This is a genomic window from Streptomyces sp. HNM0574 (genome assembly GCF_012726235.1).
In the GTDB taxonomy this organism is placed as follows: Bacteria; Actinomycetota; Actinomycetes; order Streptomycetales; family Streptomycetaceae; genus Streptomyces.
Genome location: NZ_JAASAH010000007.1, coordinates 227,804 through 245,959 on the forward strand (window position 1 = coordinate 227,804; position 18,156 = coordinate 245,959).

Below are 18,156 nucleotides of genomic sequence, written 5' to 3' on the forward strand. Positions count from 1 at the left end.
ACACCCCTGATTCCCCCGGGACTTCGGCCCCGCCGGCCGCCGACGATCCGGCCGTGACGCGGCCGGTGGCCCGTACCGTCACCGATGTGCTCCAGCCCCGGAACGTGCTGCTGGTCGGCATGCTCGGGATCGGGCTGGCCGCGGCGGGCGAGTGGACGGGGCTGCTGTGGGGGCTGCTGGGCGCCCTGTGCGCGGGGCTGATACCGGCCGGCTACATCGAGTGGGAGCGCAAGCGCGGTACGTGGGGCGACCGGCACGTCGTCGACCGGACCAAGCGCGCGCCGATCTTCTTCGTCATCCTCGGCTCCATCGGCGCCGGTTCGCTGGTGATGGTGCTCGGGAACGCGCCCGTCGGCATCCTCGTCGCGATGCTGGCGCTGTGGGTGATGACGATCGGCCTGCTGGCCGTCAACACGGTGTGGAAGATCTCCGTCGACTCGGCCGTCGCCTCCGCCGTCGTCGCCCTGCTCGCCGCCGTGCACTCGCCGTGGTGGCTGTGCGCCTACGCGATGACCGTGACGGTCTGCTGGTCCCGGGTCGCGCTGCGCTATCACACCGTCGCGCAGACCGCCGCGGGCGCGGCCCTCGGCGCGGCCACCGCCCTGGGCTTCCTGGCGGTCTGAGGCCGGGGTACCCGCTCAGATCGTGTACGGGACGGGGTGGACCTCATCCGCCTTGTGCCCGGCCCGCTCGTGCACCCGCTGCACCGCGTCCTTGGACGGGGCCTCGGACAGGCAGTAGACGGTGCCCGAGTCGGGGTCGGCCCAGGCCTGCTTGAAGTGCACGTTCTCGTCGGCCTCAAGCGCCAGGTCCGCCTCGTGCGCCTCCTTGAGCTGATCCCGGGTGATGCCCTTCATGCCGTGGTGGACGTCCATGTACGTCGCCATCGTCCTCACCTCTCGGCCCGCTCTGGTCCTCCCAGCGTGCGCGCCCGTCCGGCGGGGTGCCAGACGGGCGGGCCGTCCCGCCCCGGTCAGGCCGGGCGGGACTCGCGCATGCGGTTCCAGGCGGTCTCCAGGGTGGCCGGGCCGCCGTCGCGTACGGACTCGACGACGGCCTGGTGCAGATCCCGGCTCTCGCGCTCGGTGTCGCAGTTCACGGGGCTGCCGGTGAGGGTGAACCAGTCGGAGGCGCCGCTGTACTGCACCGTCACCACCATCTGGTTCTCCGCCCACGTCGAGTGCACCGTCAGGTCTCCCGAGACGACGCCCGTCTCATCGGTGCGGACGCCTCCCGGGCCCGAGGTCACTCCCACTGTTGTCCACGATGCCCAGGCCATGTCGCATCAGCCCTCTCCCAGCTCTCTCCGTCGGGGCCCGGCGGTCTCGGCAGTGGCCGCGAGGGTCTCCGTCAGCGGCCGCGAGCCGCGTTCCACGGGCCACGCGGGCCCCGTGCGCCTCGCCTCTCACTCCTTTCCGGGGTTCTGCCCGGGCCACCGGAAAGTCATACCTGCACAAAAAGAGACTTTCCGGGGCACGTCAAGGCCCTGGTCTACGAGACTGCCTCATCCCGCGCCCGCACGCGCCCGGGGCCCAGACCGGTGAGCGCGACGACGGCGCTGCCGAGGCAGGCCAGGGCGCCGAGCGCGAAGACGGCCGTGAACTGCCCCTCCGCCGGAACGTCCCCGGTGCCCTCCGGCAGCCCGGTCAGCGTGCGGGAGGCGAGCAGGGAGGTGACGGCCGCGCTGCCGACGGACGAACCGACGGAGCGGGATATGGAGTTCATGCCGTTGGCGATGCCGCTCTGCTCGGGCCGCACCCCGTTGTTGATGAAGGCGGGCAGCGAGGCGAAGGCGAAGCCGATGGCCACCCCGACGCACATCCCCGCCACCACGACCTGCGCCGGAACCGTGCTCGACGTCCCCGCCAGGGCCAGCCAGCCGTACCCGGCGACGCCGCAGAAGCCGCCGGTGGCGAGCGTCGCGCTCGGGCCGACGCGGCGGACGAGGAGGCCGCCGAGCTGGGCGGCGGCGAGCGCGGCGAGCGTGCAGGGCAGCAGGTAGCCGACGCCGGCGCCGGCGATCGAGGCGCCGAAGCCGAAGCCGTCGGCGCCGGCGGACTCGACGGCCTCGCGCGGGACCCGCACCAGCGCCGAGAAGCCGACGAACAGCGTGAACATCGTGATCCCGAGCAGCACCGCCGCGATGTTGGTGAACAGCACCGGCCGGAGCACGAACATCCGCATGTCCACCATCGGTTCGGGCACCCGCCGCTCGATCCGCACCCACAGCGCGGCCGTCGCGGCGGCGGCCAGCAGGCAGCCGAGGGTGGGCGCCGAGGTCCAGCCCCAGTTGCCGCCCTGGGTGACGGGCAGCAGGAGCAGCACCAGCGCGGCGCCGAGGGTGAGCGCGCCGAGCCCGTCGGTGCGTCCGCCGGTCCCGGCCGCCGAGCGCGGGACGGCGAGCAGGACGGCGAGGAGCGCGCCCGTGGCGAGGGCGGCGGCGAGCCAGAAGACGCGGTGGTAGTCCGGGTCGGGGCCCTGGGTGAGCAGGCCGCCGACGGCGAGCGCGTTCCCGTAGCCGAGCATCAGCATCCCGGAGACGAAGCCGGAGGCGACCGGGAGCCTGGCGGGCGGCAGTTGGTCGCGCAGGACGGAGAGCGCGAGCGGGAACAGGGCGGTCGCGGTGCCCTGGAGGGCACGGCCGGTGATCAGCAGGGGCAGCGTGTCGCTGACGGAGGCGAGCAGCGACCCGGCGAGGGTCAGCAGCGTGACGGCGAGGAGGACGGGCCGCCGTCCGTGCTGGTCGCCGAGGCGGCTGAAGAGCGGGGTGCTGATCGCGGCGGCCAGCAGCGTCGCGGTGGTGAGCCAGCCGGTGTCGACGGCGGAGGTGCCCAGCTCCTCCTGCACCAGCGGCAGGATCGGCACGGCCAGCGACTGCATCGTCGAGGCGGCCGTCGCACACAGCCCCAGCGCGAGCGTCAGCCCCACCATCCGGGCGCGGGAGGGGATTTGGGGCGCGGGGGCGTACGCGGCGGGCTCCGGGTTCCGGGGCCGGGGCGGGGCGTGGGCAGGCGGCATGGAGGGCATGACGATCTCTCGCAGGCTGGAAAGCGGGGGGGGGGTGGCGGGGTGAACCCGGAGCGCGTGAGAGGTGCGGTGCGGAAGGGCACGAGACCGGGCAGGCCGGTGCGCACGCGCGCGAGATCCGGCCCAACGCGTGGCCGGGAACAGGCAACGTAGGACATATCCCCGGCCCGGGGCCAATCGCGGAGCCCTCCGGAACGGCCGGTGTGAGATAGGCAATTCCGGGGCATCCACCCGGCTCTAATTGAAAACGATTCCCAACTGGCCTAGGCTCGACGCCACCCCGGGACACCCGGGCACCCCCGTCCCCGCGCCCCGCTGACCTCGCCGGACGCGCGGAAACCGGCCCCTCGCCGCCCCGCCCGGGCCCCGACGGGCCCGCCACCGCCCGCAGTTCACCGCGTCAGGAACAGGACCGCCGTGCACCCCTCCACCCCCGTCACCGCAGGCCCGCCCACCGTCGAGCCGTACGTCCACGGCCGCTACGTCATCGGCCCGGCACGGGAGGAGGACGTGGCCGGGGCCCGGGGCGTCATGCTCGACACGCTCTACCGCGAGTTCGGCTACGGCTACGTGCCCGGCTGGCACGAGGACGTCGTCGACCCCGTCGGCACCTACCTCGCCGACCCCCGCCACCTGCTGCTCGTCGCCCGGGACGAGAGCGCGGACGGCGCCGTGGTCGCCACCACCGCGCTGCACTCGCGCGGACCGGCCCACCCGCCGCATCCGCGCTGGATCGCCGAGCGGTACCCGTCCGGCAGCACGGCGCAGCTCGTCCGGGTCTACGTGCGGCCCGAGCACCGGCGGCAGGGGCTGGCGGGGGCGATGGTGCGCTCGGCGCGCGGGTTCGCGGAGCGGGCCGGGTACCGGTCCGTCTACCTGCACACCAACGTGGACATCGAGGGCGCCGAGCCGTTCTGGCAGCGCATGGCCCGGCAGGTGTGCGACGCGCGCACCACCGGCGAGCACGGCCCCGGCGTCTCCACCGTCCACTTCGAGATCCCGCCGACGGGGTAGCCGCCCGCGGAACCCGCCCTCGCCGTCCCCCGGTTGGCGCCCCGGATGCGGGGTGCCGCGGGCGGTGGTGCGGGTGCGACGATGAGCCCGATGGGTGCGGGCTGGGTTCTCCGAGCGGTGCGGACCGGGGTGTTCGCCACCGCCTGCGTGCTGCTCGCCGCCCTCGGGCACGCGCTGATGTCCGGGGCCCCCGTCCCCGTGCACGTGCTGCTGCCCGCCTGCGCCGCGACCGCCGCCGCGGCCTGGCCGCTCGCCGGACGGGAGCGCGGCCCCGTACTCGTCGGCACCCTCACCCTGGCCACCCAGGCGGGCCTGCATCTCGCGTTCTCCCTCGGCCAGGCGGGCGCCTCGTCCCACACCGGCGCGGTGATGGCGCATCCGCTGCCGCACTCCATGCCGCACTCCATGGCCCGGGCCATGACGCACGCGGCGCACGGCGGCCACGGCGCGGACGGCGCCCACCCGGCGCAGCACGGCGGGTCCGGGATGCTCGCCGCGCACCTGCTCGTCGCGCTGCTGTGCGCCTGGTGGCTGTGGTGCGGCGAACGGGCCGCCTTCCGCCTCGTACGCGCCGCCTCGGCCCGGCTGTTCGCGCCGCTCAGCCGCGTAGTACGGCCCGTACTCCCCGCGCCCGCGCCGCGCGTTCCCACCGACGGGGACGCGCACCGGCGCGGGCCGCGCGCGCTCTTCCTCACGCACGTCATCTGGCTGCGGGGTCCCCCGTACGCGCCCGCCGCCTGACCCCGGGCGGCACGGCCCGTACTCATCAGCACCCGGCGCCCGCACGGCGCCGGTTCACGAAGGAATCCCCCCATGACGACCACCCCTGCGCGGACGCGGCCGGCACCGGCGCTGTCCGTGCCCCCTCACCGGGACCTCACCGGTGAGCCCGACTCCCCGGTTCAGCCCGCCCGTTCGGCCGGTTCCGCCGGCGCGTTCCCGCCCGTCAGCTCGCGGTCGAGGGCCGCGGCGCGGGCCTGCCAGGCGCGGCAGGAGGCGCACTCCGCGAGGTGGGTGCGCAGCCTGCCGGCGGAGACGCCGGGCGGGAGCGCCTCACCGTCGAGTTCCGCCGAGATCGCGGTCCGGGCGCGGGAGCAGAGCATCCCCCCATCCTCCCCGACCGCCCCGGAACCGGGACGCGGGGAGGGGGCCCGGTATGACCGGTGACCGCACAGCCGGTGAACTCCCGGCCGGGGCCGGGCAGTCCGGCCCGTCCCGCCCACGCCCGGACCGGGCCGCCGCCGACGCCGAGTCGACAGCCTGGGCGCTGGCCGCGCGGGACGGGGACGCGGAGGCCGCGCAGCGGTTCTTCCGGGCGACGCAGCTCGACGTACGCCGGTACGTCACGCACCTGAGCGGCGACCCACAGGCTGTGGACGACCTCGTCCAGGACACCTACCTGCGGGCGCTGCGCGGGCTGCGCGGCTTCGAGGGCCGTTCCTCGGCCCGTACCTGGCTGCTGGCCATCGCCCGCCGCGCCGTCGCCGACCGGCTGCGCGCCGGGGCCCGCCGCCCCCGCGAGGCCGGGTCCGAGGACTGGCAGGCGGCGGTGGAGAAGGCCCAGCCCCGGGGGCTGCCCGGCTTCGAGGAGGGCGTGGCCCTCGGCGAGCTGCTGGGGCGGCTGGAGCCGCGCCGCCGCGAGGCGTTCGTCCTCACCCAGCAGCTCGGACTGCCGTACGCGGAGGCCGCCGACGTCATCAACTGCCCCCTGGGGACGGTCCGTTCACGCGTCGCGCGCGCCCGCGAGGACCTGATCGCCCTGCTCGACGCGGCGGAACGCGAGGACGGCGGCCCGGCGTCGGGACCGGCCGCCGGGCCCGCGCGGGAGCGGCCCGCGGGCCGGGACGGGCGGGACGCGGGCGGGCGGCCAACCCCAGGTAGTCGGCCGACGGCGCTGTCCGGTTCCGCGGCCTGAGCACCGCGCGGAATCACGCGGGGCACACGGGCGCATCCGACTGCGCCCGTGTGCCCCGCGCTCTCGGGCACGACGGGATTCGGCCACCCCACCGGGTGGGCATCCCCCTCCTCGCCGGTGCGTACGGCACCGGGCCCGCACCCCGAGAGAAGCGAGCGCGCCATGACACAGCACGCGTCCCCCGACCCGTCGGTCCCCGTCGCCACGTTCTGCGGCAACTGCGACTGCGGCTGCCCGCAGCTGTTCTACGTTCCCGACGCGGACGAGGAGCGGCGCGTCCAGCTGACCGACGACTTCGGCCAGCGCGTCGAAATGAGCAGCGACCAGTTCGCCTCCCTCCTCACCCAGGCCAAGGAGGGCACCCTCGACCACTTGACGCGCTAGCGCCCTGAAAGGGGCGCGGGGAACTGCGCGAACGGCCACGGCGTACGGGGTGGTCCGGTGACGTCATGGAGCACCCCGCGCCGGGGCTGAGGCGCTGCGCTTGCCAGCCCTGCGCCTATGGCGCAGACCTCCCAAGCGGGGTGAGCCCGCGACAAGGGGCGCGGGGAACTGCGCGAAAAAGGGGCGCGGGGAACTGCGCGATCGGCCACAGTTCGCCCGCGCCCCGCGACGTACCGGCAGGGGCCCCGGGAGAGAGGCTTACGGCGCCTCCGGCGCCTCCGCCTCCACCGGCTTGGGGATGAGGAAGGACGTCAGGAAGGCGACCGCCAGCAGGATCACGCCGGCCAGCATGCCCGCCGTGTACCCGGAGGTCCCCGAGGCGTCGGCCGGCGCCGCCGCCGTCTGCACGGCGTAGATCACCGCGAAGCTCAGCCCCGAACCGAGGTTGAACGCACCGGCGTTGAGCCCTGGCAGGAAGCCCGGGTTCTCCTTCGGCGAGAGCACGATGCCGAGCCCGTTGAGCACGATGTTGCCGATGCCCGCGTACATCACGCCGACCAGGACGGAGCCCGCGAGCAGCAGTCCGCGCGAGTGGCTGTCGAGGGTGAGCACCATGCCGACGACGGTGACGACGGAGCCGATCAGCCCGACGCGCAGGATGCGCCCGTACCCGTGGGTGGCGGCGAGGCGTCCGGCGACGGGGCCCATGGCGAGCCCGGCGAGCGCGTACGGGGTGAGCGTCCACCAGGCCGACTGCTCGGCCGACATGCCCAGTCCGGCCCGGGCGTCCTGCGCGAAGGCGGGGATCAGGCCGTTCATGACGGCGAAGACGCCGGTCATGGTGAGCACGGTGGTCAGCAGCGTCGCCCAGGTGGAGCGCTGCCGCAGGTGCCGGGTGGCGACGAGCGGGTGCGGGCTGCGGTCCTCGGTGCGCCAGAACAGCGCGAACGCGGCGGCGGAGACCACCACGAGCAGGGCGACCATGCCCCAGCGCGCCGCGGCCAGCTTCCCCGCCTCGTTCAGCGCGATCAGCATCGCGCCGACGGAGACGACGAGCAGGGCGACGCCGGGCCAGTCCATGCGCGGCGTGCTCGCGGCGCGGGACTCGGGGGTGCACAGCGCGACGAGCGCGGTGGCCAGCGCCGCGACGATCGCCATGGCCCAGAAGACGGACTGGAAGCCGTGGTTGTCGGCGAGGTAGCCGCCCGCGAGGGAGTCGACGCCCGCGATGCCGCCGTTGACGGCGGTGATGACGCCGAGCAGCATCCCGTACTTCTTCGGCTCCCTGACCTCGACGCGCAGCATGATCAGGCAGAGCGGCACGGTCGGCCCGGACACGCCCTGGATGATCCGGCCGGCGAACAGCATCGGCACGCTGGTGGCGAAGGCGGCGACGACGCAGCCCACGGCCATCAGCGCGAGCATCCCGGCGAGCACCTTGCGGCGGCCGACGAGGTCGCCGAGGCGCGGCAGGAAGAGGGAGAACAGCGCGGCCGAGGTGAAGAACGCGGTCTGGGTGAGCCCGATCTCGGCGGAGGAGGCGTCCAGGCTGCGTTCGATGCTGCTCAGCGCGGGGCTGAGCATGCTCGCGTTCAGCTGGAAGGCGAAGCAGGCGACGAGCAGCGCCGTCATCAGCACACCCACGCGCACGGGGCGGCCGAAGCGTCCGGTGCTCTCCGGCGCGGCGGGCGCGGTGCCCTGCGCGGCGGTCACGCTCCGGCTCCGTCCGCGGTACCGCCCTCGCCGATCCGCTCCAGCGCGTCGACGACGAGGTCCCAGAAGCGCTGGTGGTCGAGGTCGACGGCGACCTGGGTGCGGCAGTCCTCGGGCGCGGGCGCGCGGAAGTCGGTGACGGTCATGCCGAGGGCCAGCCCGTTGCCGAGCTCGATGTCGACGGGGGCCTTGCGGACGGTCATGACGTCCGGGTCGATGACGTACGCGACGGCGCACGGGTCGTGCACCGGCGGGGCCTCGAAGCCCTGCGCCTGGAGGTACATCTCGCCGAAGAAGTCCAGCAGTTCGTTCACGAAGCCGGCCGGGGCGGTGTTCAGCGCCGCGATCCGCTTCGTCACGTCCTCGGTGGCCAGGGCCTGGTGGGTGAGGTCGAGGCCGACCATCGTCACGTTCCAGCCCGCGTTGAAGACGATGTGCGCGGCCTCGGGGTCGATGACGATGTTGAACTCGGCGACCGGGCTCCAGTTGCCCTGGTGGAAGCCGCCGCCCATGAGCACGACCTCGCGGACCCGCTCGGCGATCCGCGGCTCCTTGCGCACGGCGAGCGCGATGTTCGTCAGGCCCGCGGTGGGGACGAGGGTGATCTCGCCGGGCTCGTGGGCCATGACGGTGTCGATGATGAGGTCGACGGCGTGCCGCCCGTCGAGCTCCAGCGTCGGCTCGGGCAGCACGGGCCCGTCCAGGCCGGACTCGCCGTGGATGTCGGGCGCGGTCTCGACGGTGCGGACCAGCGGGCGCGGGCAGCCGGCGGCGAACGGGACGCCGGTGATCCCGGCGATGCGGGCCACCGAGAGCGCGTTCCTGGTGACCTTCTCCAGGGTCTGGTTGCCGACGACGGTGGTGACGGCGACCAGTTCGACGTCCGGGTTGCCGTGCGCGAGCAGCATCGCGATCGCGTCGTCGTGCCCCGGGTCACAGTCGAGGATGATCTTCCTGGCCAACGCAAGCCCCTTTGCTCGTTGTTGCGCACCCCGCGCGCTCGCGGGCGGGGAGTTCGCTCGTTGCTCGGCTGAACTGTGGTGCTGGTCGTCAGGCGAGCGAGCGCCACGAAGGGGCTGCCGCACACGAGGCACGCCCGCACCGCTCCCGCGGCTCCGGCGCACCGGCACCCCCGCCGGGGCCCGGGCGGACCCGGAACACCTGGCGGGAAAACGTTCTCCGAAGACTTTGCGTACCGCCCCGCGGGATGTCAATGGCCGGATATGTCACACGGGTACAGCGGAGCCTGGGCGCCGGAATCGGCCGGTGATAACGTTTGCCGCCATCCGCCCCGCAGCACCGGCCGATCCGGGACGTACCGGACAGCGCGTGGCCCGCGTGCGCGGCGGAATCCGGTCGGAAGAAACCAGGACGGTGGCGGCCAGTGGCTGAGACAACGCTGCGCGACGTGGCGCGCGCCTCGGGCTGTTCCGTGTCCACCGTCTCCCGCGTCCTGACCGGCAACCGCCCGGTCGGAGCCGACGCGGCCCGCCGGGTACGGGAGGCCGCCGAACGCCTCGGCTACCGCCCCAACCAGGTCGCCCGCGCCCTGCGCAGCCGCTCCACCGGCACCATCGGCCTCGTCCTCCCGCAGATCACCAACCCCTTCTACCCGGCCCTCGTACGGGAGTTGACCCGCGCGCTGCACGCCGACGGCCGCGCCGTCCTGCTCGCCGACTGCGACGACGACCCCGTCACCGAGGCGGCCAGGATCGAGTCCCTGCTCGCCCGCCAGGTGGACGCGCTGCTCGTGGTGCCCGCCGACGAGCGGCGCAGCGCGGAGGCGGTCGCGGCGGCGGCCGCCCGCGTCCCGCTGGTGCTGCTCGACCGCGACTGCGGCCCCGGCGTCGCCGACTCGGTGGCCGTGGACAACGCGGCCGGGATGTCCCTCGTGCTGCGCCACCTCGCCGAGGCCGGGCGCCGCCGCCCCTGCTTCATCGGTGCCGCCGGCACCTCCTCCGCCGCCGTCGAACGCCGCACCGCCTACGAACGGGCCGCCGCCGCGCTCGACCCGGACGCCGCCGGACGGACCGCGCTCGGCGACTTCTCCGTCGAGTGGGGCCGCGAGGCCGTCACCCGGCTCTGGCAGGACCTGCCTCAGCGGCCCGACGCCGTGGTCTGCGGCAACGACCTCATCGCCGTCGGCGCGCTCCAGCGGCTGCGGCAGCTCGGCGCCGACATACCCCGCGAGGTCGCCGTCACCGGCTTCGACGACATCCCCATGGCGGAACTCGCCGACCCGGCCGTCACCACCGTCCGCCAGCCGGTACGCGAACTCGCCGCCGAGGCGGCCAGGTTGCTCGACCGCCGCCTCGGGGACCCCGGTCCGGATTCCGCTTCCGGCCCGAAGCGCGCGGTGCGGCTCGCGCCCGGACTCGTCGTCCGCCCGTCCACCGCGGGCGCCGCCGTACCCGGCCCCGCCTCGCCCACCGGCCCGGAACCCGGGCCACCTTCCGGTCCGGATTCCGGAACAGCCCACCAGCAGACCCCCGTCGTGAAGGCAGCAGCACAGTGATTGCAGTCGTCGGAAGCCTCAACCTCGACCTCGTCACGCCCGTACCGCACCACCCGGTGCCCGGCGAGACCGTGCTCGGCGGGGACATCGCCTCGCACCCGGGCGGCAAGGGCGCCAACCAGGCCGTCGCCGCGGCCCGGCTCGGCGGACGCGCCGCGTTCGTCGGCCGCGTCGGGGACGACGAGGCGGCCGACGTCATGATCGACGCGGCCCGTGAGCAGGGCGTCGACACCACGCACATCCTGCGCACCCCGGGGACGCCGACCGGGCGGGCGCTGATCGCCGTCAACCCCGAGGGCGAGAACAGCATCATCGTCAGCCCCGGCGCCAACTCCCGCCTCACCGCCGAGGACTGCGCCGCCGCCGGTGACCTGCTGCGGGACGCGCAGGTCACCGTCCTCCAGCAGGAGGTGCCGGACGAGGCGAACCACGAGGCGGCGCGGCGCTCCGGCGGCATCGTGCTGCACAACCCGGCCCCGGCCGTCGAGGGCGCCGAACTCCCGCCGCGGATCGACCTGCTCGTCCCCAACCGCACCGAACTCGCCGCGCTCACCGGCACGTCCGTGCCCGGCACGATCGACGAGGTCACCGCGGCGGCGCGCAAGCTGACCGGGGCGAGCGGCGGTGCGGGGGAGCGGGCCGGCGCCGTCGTCGTGACCCTCGGCGGGGACGGGGTGCTGCTGCTGGAGGGCGGCGCGGCGCTGCACGTTCCCGCCTTCCGCGTACGGCCCGTCGACACCACCGCCGCCGGCGACTCCTTCTGCGGCGCCCTCGCCGTCGCCCTCGCCGAGGGCCGCGCCCTGCCCGACGCCGCGCGCTGGGCCTGCGCGGCGGCGGCCGTCAGCACGACGCGGGCCGGCGCCCAGCCGTCCCTCGCCCACCGTGCGGAGGTCGAGGAACTGCTCTCCCGGGAGGGGTGAGCGCTCGCGCCTTTGCGGCGCGGGGTGCCGCTGTTCTGTGCGGGGTTGTGTGGTGCGGGGTGCGGGTGCGTCGCCGGGTGCGGGTGCTTCGCCGGGTGCGGGTGCTTCGGGGCCGGGTTTTTGCGCAGTTCCCCGCGCCCCTTGTCTCGGGCTCACCCCGCGTTGTTCGGGCGCGGCACCGTCGTGGCTCGGGTTTTCGCGCAGTTCCCCGCGCCCCTTATTCGCGGGCTCACCCCGCGTTGTTCAGGCGCGGCACCATCGTGGCTCGGGTTTCGCGCAGTTCCCCGCGCCCCTTATTCGCGGGCCCGCCCCGCTTGGGAGGTCTGCGCCATAGGCGCAGGGCTGGCAAGCGCAGCGCGGGCCCGCCACGGTGCGGGGTGCCGATGCGTCCAACGCGCTGCCCCCGCACCGCCGTTGACGACCGCCCCGCCGTCGTGGCTCGGGTTTCGCGCAGTTCCCCGCGCCCCTTATTCGCGGGCTCACCCCGCTTGGGAGAACTGCGCCATAGGCGCAGGGCTGGCAAGCGCAGCGCGGGCCCGCCACGGTGCGGGGTGCCGATGCGTCCAACGCGCTGCCCACGCACCACCGTTGACGACCGCCCCGCCGTCGTGGCTCGGGTTTTCGCGCAGTTCCCCGCGCCCCTAATTCGCGGGCTCACCCCGCTTGGGAGAACTGCGCCACAGGCGCAGGGCTGGCAAGCGCAGCGCGGGCCCGCCACGGCGCGGGGTGCCGTAACGTCCAACGGCCGCACCACCGTTGACGGCCGCCCCGCCGTCCCGGCCGGTCGCGCAGTTCCCCGCGCCCCCGAGGGGGCGCCCCTCACTCCCGCGGGCGTAGCGCGCGTGCCACCAGGCGGGCCGTGTCCGCCAGCAGTGCGTCGTCGTGGGTCGCGTCGCGGTCCTGCTTGTCGGAGAGGGCGGTGATGAGGAGGGGGGTGCCGGTGGGGGTCCAGGAGACGGCGACGTCGTTGCGGCGGCCGTAGGAGGAGCCGGCGCCGCTCTTGTCGCCCGTGGTCCACGTGTCCGGCAGGCCGGCGCGCAGCAGGGTGTCGCCGGTGGTGCTGCGTACCAGCCAGTCGCGCAACTGCCGCCGTTCCGGGGCGCGCAGGGCGCTGCCCAGGACGAGGGCCCGGTAGCCGTGCGCGAGTGCGGCGGGGGTGGTGGTGTCGCGCGGGTCGTCGGGCTCGTTGTCGCCGAGGTGCGGTTCCCAGTGGTCGATGCGGGTGGCGGGGTCGCCGATGGCGCGGGCCAGCGAGATCACGGCGCCGGGCCCGCCCTGGAGCCGGAGCAGCAGGTTGGTGGCGGTGTTGTCGCTCTGCCGGACGGCGGCGTCGCACAGTTCGCGGACGCTGAGGGTGCCGCCCACGGCCGCCTCGGTGACTGGCGAGTTCTTCACGATGTCCGCGGCCCGCACCGGCACCCGCCGCTCGAACCAGCCGCTCGCGAGCGGGTGTTCGCGCAGCAGCCCGGCCACCGCGTACGTCTTGAACGTCGAGCACACGGCGAAGCGTTCGCCCGTGCGGTGGCCGACGGTCCGGCCCGAGCCGAGTTCGGTGGCGAGGACGCCGAGCCGTGCGCCGTACCTCTCCTCCAGCCGCCGGAATCCGGCCAACCCTGGTACGCCGCCCGGAGCTTGACCGGCGGTGACGCCCGGGGCCGCCGTGGTGCGCGGGGCCGCTGTGGCCGTGCCCGCCAGCGCTCCGGTCACCGCCGCAGCGAACGCGCCCCCGAGGATCTGTCTGCGCCGCACCGCTCTCACGCCCTTTCCGTCCGTTGCCCGTTGTCACAGGCGAAGAGGGCGCGACGGGACCCACTGGTTCCGCGCCGTCCGAAACCCGCCGGGGCGGACGCGGGGCGGGGGCACCCTGGCCGTCGGAGGGTCCGCGAACGACGGGTGTTGGCCCGGCCATTGCCACGTCATTGCCCGGTGATGGGCCGCTGATTGCCCGGCGATTGCCCGGCCATCGGACGGTGTACGACTGTCGGCCATGTCGGGAGGAGAGGCTGGTGACCGGGGGCGGGGCGCGATCCCGTCGTTGTGTGCAGAGGCCAAGTTGACCGGTCAGAGCACCGCGAATTAGCCTCGAAATTCATTGCCCCAGGCAACGATATGCCGGGGACGACGACCACCCACACCTCATGCGCTCAACCCCCGCCGGTGCGCGCGTCCTCGCGTGCCGACGGCAGGAGGGAACACTCATGTCCGCAGCCGCACCGGACTTCCAGAACTACGCGGAAGCGAACCTCACCGCGCTGCGCGGTGTCCGCGACCGCGAGGTCTTCGTGCACGGCGAACGCCGCATCACCGCAGGGGAGTTCCACGACCTGACGCACCGCGCCGCGCGCGCCCTGCGGGCGCTCGGCATCCGGCGCGGCCAGGGCATCACCCTGCTCAGCGGCAACCTGCCCGAGACCGTCGCCGTGCGGTACGCCGCCGCGCTGCTCGGCTGCCGCACCAACCACCTGTACAACAAGCTGGCCGCCGACGTGCAGGCCGCGATCGTGCGCGACGTCGAGTCCACCGTCCTCGTCGTCGACCCGCGGCTGAGCGGGCGCGCGGCCGAGCTGCTCCAGGCCCAGCCCGTCGACACCGTCCTCACCCTCGGCCCCGCCGAACTCGGCAAGGACCTGCTGGAGTTGGCCGCCGACTACTCCCCCGAGCCGCTCGCCGGCGAGGCGGCCCCGGACGACATCGCCACCATCCGGCACACCGGCGGCACCACCGGCCACCCGAAGGGGATCTACTCCACCTTCCGCGACGTCCAGTCCCTCTACACGACCGGTCTGTCGGACATATTCGACGAGGGTGAAGCCGCCCGGCAGCTGGTGTGCACCACCCTCGCGCACGCGGCGGGCTGGCGCGCCGACACCGTCCTCGCCTCCGCGGGCACGGTCGTGCTGATGGACGACTTCGACGCCGGTGAGGTCCTCGCCGCCATCGAGCGCGAGCGGATCACGGACATCTTCCTGCTGCCGCCGCTGCTGTACGAGCTGCTCGACCACCCGGACTGCCCCGGCACCGACACCTCCAGCCTGCGCCAGCTGATGTACGGCGGCTGCCAGGCGTCCCCGGCCCGCCTCGCCGACGCGGTCCGCCGCTTCGGGCAGGTGCTGATGCAGGGGTACGGCCAGAACGAGGTCGGCGGCATCAGCGTGCTGCGCCCCGAGGACCACGACCTGGAGCGGCCCGAACTTCTGCGCACCGCAGGCACGATCATCCCCGGCACCGAGGTCGAGATCCGCGACGAGTCGGGCCGCCGCGTGCCCACCGGCGAGCTCGGCGAGATCGTCGTCCGCACCGGCCACGTCATGCAGGGCTACTGGAAGCAGCCCGAGCTCACCGCCGAGGTGCTGCGCGACGGCTGGATCCACACCGGTGACATCGGGCGGCTGGACGAGGACGGGTACCTCACGGTCGTCGACCGGATCAAGGACATGATCGTGGTCGTCGGCGGCCACGTGTACACCACCGAGCTGGAGGACCTGCTCAACTCGCACCCGGGCGTCCGGCAGAGCGTCGTCTTCGGCGTCCGCGACGAGGACAACATGGAGCGGGTGCACGCGGTCGTCGTCCCCGACCCCGAGTACCGCGCCGACGGCGAAGGCCCCGTGACGGCGGACGAGCTGCGGGAGGCGGTCCGCGCGGCCCGCGGCGCCATGTACGTACCGGCCGAGCTGGGCTTCACCGAGCAGTTCCCGCTCACCGACGTGGGCAAGCCCGACAAGAAGGCCCTCCGCGCTCTGGCCACCGGCACCGCCTGAGCGGCCCCACGACCGGTCCCCCGGGCCCACCCCCCTGGCCCGGGGGACCTCCCGCTCACGCTCCGTGGACGCCTGAACGCGCTGTGACAACGGCGGCAGGACGGGTACGCGTGAGCCATGAGGTACCTGGTGCGGGAGAGGCTCTTCGCGATCGGCGACGACTTCTGGATCGAGGACGAGAACGGCGCCTCGGCGTTCTTCGTGGACGGCAAGGCACTGCACCTCCGCCAGACCTTCGACCTGAAGGACGCGACGGGTGAGACCGTGACCGTCATCCGCCGCAGGATCTTCGGCTGGCGGCCGACGATGACCGTCGAGCACGGGGGAGCGGTGCTGGCGACGGTGCGGAAGAAGCGGCTGCCGCTCTTCGGCGACCGCTTCACCGTCTCCGTCACCGACGTCACCACGGGCCTGGGCACCGAGCTGACCGTCCGCGGGAACGTCCTCGACAAGGAGTACGACATCCAGCGCTCCGACGGCGAGACGCTGGCCCGGATCTCCCGCAAGTGGTTCCGGCTGCGCGACACCTACGCGGTGGAGATCGAGGGCCGCGAGGGCCCCGGCGTCCCCCTCCTCCTCTCCGTCGCCGTCTGCGTCGACGTCCTCGAACGCCTCGGCTCCCGCCGCCCGATGATCGGCGGCGGCGAGTAGCGCCCCGTCAGGGGCGCGGGGAACTGCGCCTCTTGGGGGCGCGGGGAACTGCGCGAACGGCCACGGCGGCGGGGTGGTCCGGTGACGGCATTGAGCACCCCGCGCCGGGGTGACCGCGCTGCGCTTGCCAGCCCTGCGCCTACGGCGCAGTTCTCCCAAGCGGGGTGAGCCCGAGAAGCGGGGCGAGCCCGATCAGGGGCGCGGGGAACTGCGCGAACAACCGTAGCGCGACCGGCAGTTGAGCGACGTACAGGCAGTGGCACCCCCGCGAATCGCAGACCTACAGCACCCGATCCTTCAGCACCGGAAACGACTCCCGCACCGCATCCACCTGCGAGGGATCGAACTCGGCCCGCACCACCTGCTCCTCGTTCCCCTTCGCCTCCGCCAGCACCTCGCCCCACGGGTCCACGACCATGCTCAGACCCGCCTGCGGCACCCCGGCGTGCGTACCGGCCGTACCGCAGGCCAGCACGTACGCCTGCTCCTCGACCGCGCGGGCGCGCGCGAACAGCGTCCAGTGCGCGGCCCGCTTCTCCGGCCAGCCGGCGGGGACGACGAGGACCCGCGCACCCCGGTCGACCAGGGCCCGGAACAGCTCGGGGAAGCGGAAGTCGTAGCAGGTGGCGAGGCCGAGCGTGGCCTCGGGATGCGGGACGGTGACCGGTTCGCGGCCTGCCGACATCAGCGTCGCCTCGCCCCGGTCGAAGCCGAAGCGGTGGATCTTGCGGTAGGTGCGCGCGAGCGTGCCGTCCGGGGAGAAGACCAGCGAGGTGTTGAACAACTCCCGCTCGCCGCCGTCCCCTTGGACCCGCTCGACGACCGAACCGGCGTGCAGCCACACACCCGCGTCCCGCGCGGCCGCCGACATGGCCTCGGCCGTCGGGCCGCCGGGCACCGGCTCGGCCTCCTCGTCGAAGGTGTCGAAGGCGAAGGCACCGGTCGTCCACAGCTCGGGGAGCACGACGAGATCCGCCGTCCCCGCCTGTTCGCGTACGAGCGAAGCCGCCCGCTCCCGGCGGGAATCGGCCGACTCGTCCTGGTCCACTCGCAGTTGGAGGAGAGAAACGCGCACCGTCCACCGTCCATGCGTATCCGAGGCTTGGGAGGGTCTGGCCGGACAGGACTAGCATCGTGGGCATTGTGCTCCCAAAGCACTGCCGCGGCGCCCCGGCGCAGCGTAACTTGAAAGCACACCCGCCGAACACGCCTACCGAGCACGCCCACCGTGCACGGCCTGCCGTACGGGCCGCGCATGAACTGTCAGCGAACGATCGTCAAGTCCGTACCGCCCGAGGGGTCTCGTGACCGACCACCCAAGCCTTCAGCCTTCCGTCGACGCCTGGACCGAGTCCATCGAAGCGATATCCGAGCTGGTGCAGCCGCTCGCCGAGGGCGAGTGGAACAGGCGGACGCCCTGCCCCGGGTGGTCCGTACGGGACGTCGTCTCGCACGTCATCGGCATCGAGTGCGAACTGCTCGGCGACCCGCGTCCGATCCACACCCTCCCCCGCGACCTGTACCACGTGACGGACGACGCCAGCCGTCACATGGAGGTGCAGGTCGACGTCCGCCGTCATCACACCGGGCCCGAGATGACGAGCGAACTGGAGTACACGATCATCCGCCGGTCCCGGCAGCTGCGGAACGAGACCCGCGGCCCGGAGACGCAGGTGCCGCACGTCCTCCCCGGCCAGGGCCGGATCACCCTCGAAGAGCTGCTGCGGATGCGGGCCTTCGACGTCTGGGTGCACGAGCAGGACCTGCGCCGCGTCCTCGGCAAGCCGGGCCATCTCGACTCCGGCGGCGCCTACATCGCCCGGGACGTCCTCACCGCCGCGCTCCCCGCCGTCGTCGCCAAGCGGGCCTCGGCGCCCGCGCATTCGGCGGTGGTCTTCGACGTCGGCGGGCCCGTCGAGTTCCTGCGCACGGTACGGGTCGACGCGGACGGGCACGGCACGGTGGACGGGACGCCCTCGCTCGGGCCCGCCGCGACGATCTCCCTGGACTGGGAGACGTATCTGCGGCTCGCCTGCGGGCGCGTGCGGTACGAGGCGGTCGCGGACCAGATCAAGGTCGAGGGCGACGGGCCGCTCGCGACGGCCATCCTCAACCACTTCGCGGTCACGCCGTAGGGCTGCGCTCGCGGGGCGCTGTTGCGTCACGGGGTGTGCCCCTGCTTGTACGTCACGGGGTGCGGGTGCGTCGTGGCCCGGGGTTTGCGCAGTTCCCCGCGCCCCTTTTTCGCGGGGTGCC

Annotated in this window: 18 protein-coding genes; 10 read left to right on the top strand and 8 right to left on the bottom strand. The window is 74.0% G+C overall.

Features of this window, described 5'->3' with window-relative positions:
- Positions 1-119: 119 nt before the first annotated feature.
- Positions 120-623, top strand: coding sequence for a hypothetical protein (locus HCC30_RS15295; RefSeq protein ID WP_206323881.1), 504 nt, complete (start codon positions 120-122; stop codon positions 621-623).
- A 15-nt stretch (positions 624-638) separates the two neighbouring features.
- Here the strand turns inward: HCC30_RS15295 and HCC30_RS15300 are convergent, their stop codons facing one another.
- The 3 genes from HCC30_RS15300 to HCC30_RS15310 all read right to left on the bottom strand — a co-directional run bounded on the left by HCC30_RS15300 (position 639) and on the right by HCC30_RS15310 (position 3,018).
- A complete protein-coding gene (locus HCC30_RS15300) occupies positions 639-887 on the bottom strand; it encodes an SCO4226 family nickel-binding protein (protein ID WP_169443066.1) in 249 nt (82 codons plus the stop codon).
- 86 nt (positions 888-973) lie between these two features.
- Positions 974-1,279, bottom strand: a complete 306-nt coding sequence (locus HCC30_RS15305; RefSeq protein ID WP_169443067.1) for a hypothetical protein — start codon at positions 1,277-1,279, stop codon at positions 974-976.
- 212 nt (positions 1,280-1,491) lie between these two features.
- On the bottom strand, positions 1,492-3,018 hold the full coding sequence (locus HCC30_RS15310) for an MFS transporter (protein WP_169443068.1): 1,527 nt from the start codon (positions 3,016-3,018) through the stop codon (positions 1,492-1,494).
- Positions 3,019-3,558: 540 nt separating this feature from the next.
- Here HCC30_RS15310 and HCC30_RS15315 point away from each other — a divergent pair.
- Both HCC30_RS15315 and HCC30_RS15320 read left to right on the top strand, forming a co-directional pair.
- Positions 3,559-4,041 (top strand): GNAT family N-acetyltransferase, encoded by a 483-nt coding sequence (locus tag HCC30_RS15315; protein WP_169443136.1) that lies wholly within the window; start codon positions 3,559-3,561, stop codon positions 4,039-4,041.
- An 81-nt stretch (positions 4,042-4,122) separates the two neighbouring features.
- Entirely contained in the window at positions 4,123-4,782 is a 660-nt protein-coding gene (locus tag HCC30_RS15320; RefSeq protein WP_169443069.1) for a PE-PGRS family protein, read from the top strand.
- A 161-nt stretch (positions 4,783-4,943) separates the two neighbouring features.
- On the opposite strand, the gene HCC30_RS15325 is transcribed toward HCC30_RS15320, so the two are convergent.
- On the bottom strand, positions 4,944-5,144 hold the full coding sequence (locus HCC30_RS15325; RefSeq protein WP_169443070.1) for a zf-HC2 domain-containing protein: 201 nt from the start codon (positions 5,142-5,144) through the stop codon (positions 4,944-4,946).
- 53 nt (positions 5,145-5,197) lie between these two features.
- Here HCC30_RS15325 and HCC30_RS15330 point away from each other — a divergent pair, with 53 nt between their 5' ends.
- Together HCC30_RS15330 and HCC30_RS15335 are read left to right on the top strand one after the other, a co-directional pair.
- Positions 5,198-5,956: a sigma-70 family RNA polymerase sigma factor gene (locus HCC30_RS15330; protein WP_169443071.1), complete on the top strand. Its 759-nt coding sequence runs from the start codon at positions 5,198-5,200 to the stop codon at positions 5,954-5,956.
- A gap of 162 nt (positions 5,957-6,118) precedes the next feature.
- On the top strand, positions 6,119-6,340 hold the full coding sequence (locus HCC30_RS15335) for a hypothetical protein (RefSeq protein WP_169443072.1): 222 nt from the start codon (positions 6,119-6,121) through the stop codon (positions 6,338-6,340).
- Positions 6,341-6,598: 258 nt separating this feature from the next.
- On the opposite strand, the gene HCC30_RS15340 is transcribed toward HCC30_RS15335, so the two are convergent.
- Positions 6,599-7,972, bottom strand: coding sequence for an MFS transporter (locus tag HCC30_RS15340; protein ID WP_169443137.1), 1,374 nt, complete (start codon positions 7,970-7,972; stop codon positions 6,599-6,601).
- A 77-nt stretch (positions 7,973-8,049) separates the two neighbouring features.
- A complete protein-coding gene (locus tag HCC30_RS15345; RefSeq protein ID WP_169443073.1) occupies positions 8,050-9,015 on the bottom strand; it encodes a nucleoside hydrolase in 966 nt (321 codons plus the stop codon).
- Positions 9,016-9,437: 422 nt separating this feature from the next.
- Here HCC30_RS15345 and HCC30_RS15350 point away from each other — a divergent pair, with 422 nt between their 5' ends.
- Positions 9,438-10,568: a LacI family DNA-binding transcriptional regulator gene (locus tag HCC30_RS15350; RefSeq protein ID WP_169443074.1), complete on the top strand. Its 1,131-nt coding sequence runs from the start codon at positions 9,438-9,440 to the stop codon at positions 10,566-10,568.
- Positions 10,565-11,488, top strand: a complete 924-nt coding sequence (gene rbsK, locus HCC30_RS15355; RefSeq protein WP_169443075.1) for a ribokinase — start codon at positions 10,565-10,567, stop codon at positions 11,486-11,488. Before HCC30_RS15350 ends, rbsK begins: the two co-directional genes overlap by 4 nt.
- Before the next feature lie 819 nt (positions 11,489-12,307).
- Here rbsK and bla read toward each other — a convergent pair.
- Entirely contained in the window at positions 12,308-13,195 is an 888-nt protein-coding gene (gene bla / locus HCC30_RS15360; protein WP_206323843.1) for a class A beta-lactamase, read from the bottom strand.
- 491 nt (positions 13,196-13,686) lie between these two features.
- Between bla and HCC30_RS15365 the strand changes: the two genes are divergently transcribed.
- Together HCC30_RS15365 and HCC30_RS15370 are read left to right on the top strand one after the other, a co-directional pair.
- Positions 13,687-15,249 carry an AMP-binding protein gene (locus tag HCC30_RS15365; RefSeq protein WP_169443077.1) on the top strand — a complete coding sequence of 521 codons (1,563 nt, stop codon included), beginning with the start codon at positions 13,687-13,689 and terminating at the stop codon, positions 15,247-15,249.
- Positions 15,250-15,366: 117 nt separating this feature from the next.
- Positions 15,367-15,900, top strand: a complete 534-nt coding sequence (locus HCC30_RS15370; protein WP_169443078.1) for an LURP-one-related family protein — start codon at positions 15,367-15,369, stop codon at positions 15,898-15,900.
- Between the two features lie 280 nt (positions 15,901-16,180).
- Here HCC30_RS15370 and HCC30_RS15375 read toward each other — a convergent pair whose 3' ends face one another.
- The gene (locus tag HCC30_RS15375) at positions 16,181-16,975 is read right to left on the bottom strand and encodes a carbon-nitrogen family hydrolase (protein WP_169443079.1); all 795 of its coding nucleotides are present in this window, start codon (positions 16,973-16,975) and stop codon (positions 16,181-16,183) included.
- Positions 16,976-17,204: 229 nt separating this feature from the next.
- Between HCC30_RS15375 and HCC30_RS15380 the strand changes: the two genes are divergently transcribed.
- Entirely contained in the window at positions 17,205-18,035 is an 831-nt protein-coding gene (locus HCC30_RS15380; protein ID WP_169443080.1) for a maleylpyruvate isomerase family mycothiol-dependent enzyme, read from the top strand.
- The last annotated feature ends 121 nt before the right edge of the window (positions 18,036-18,156 follow it).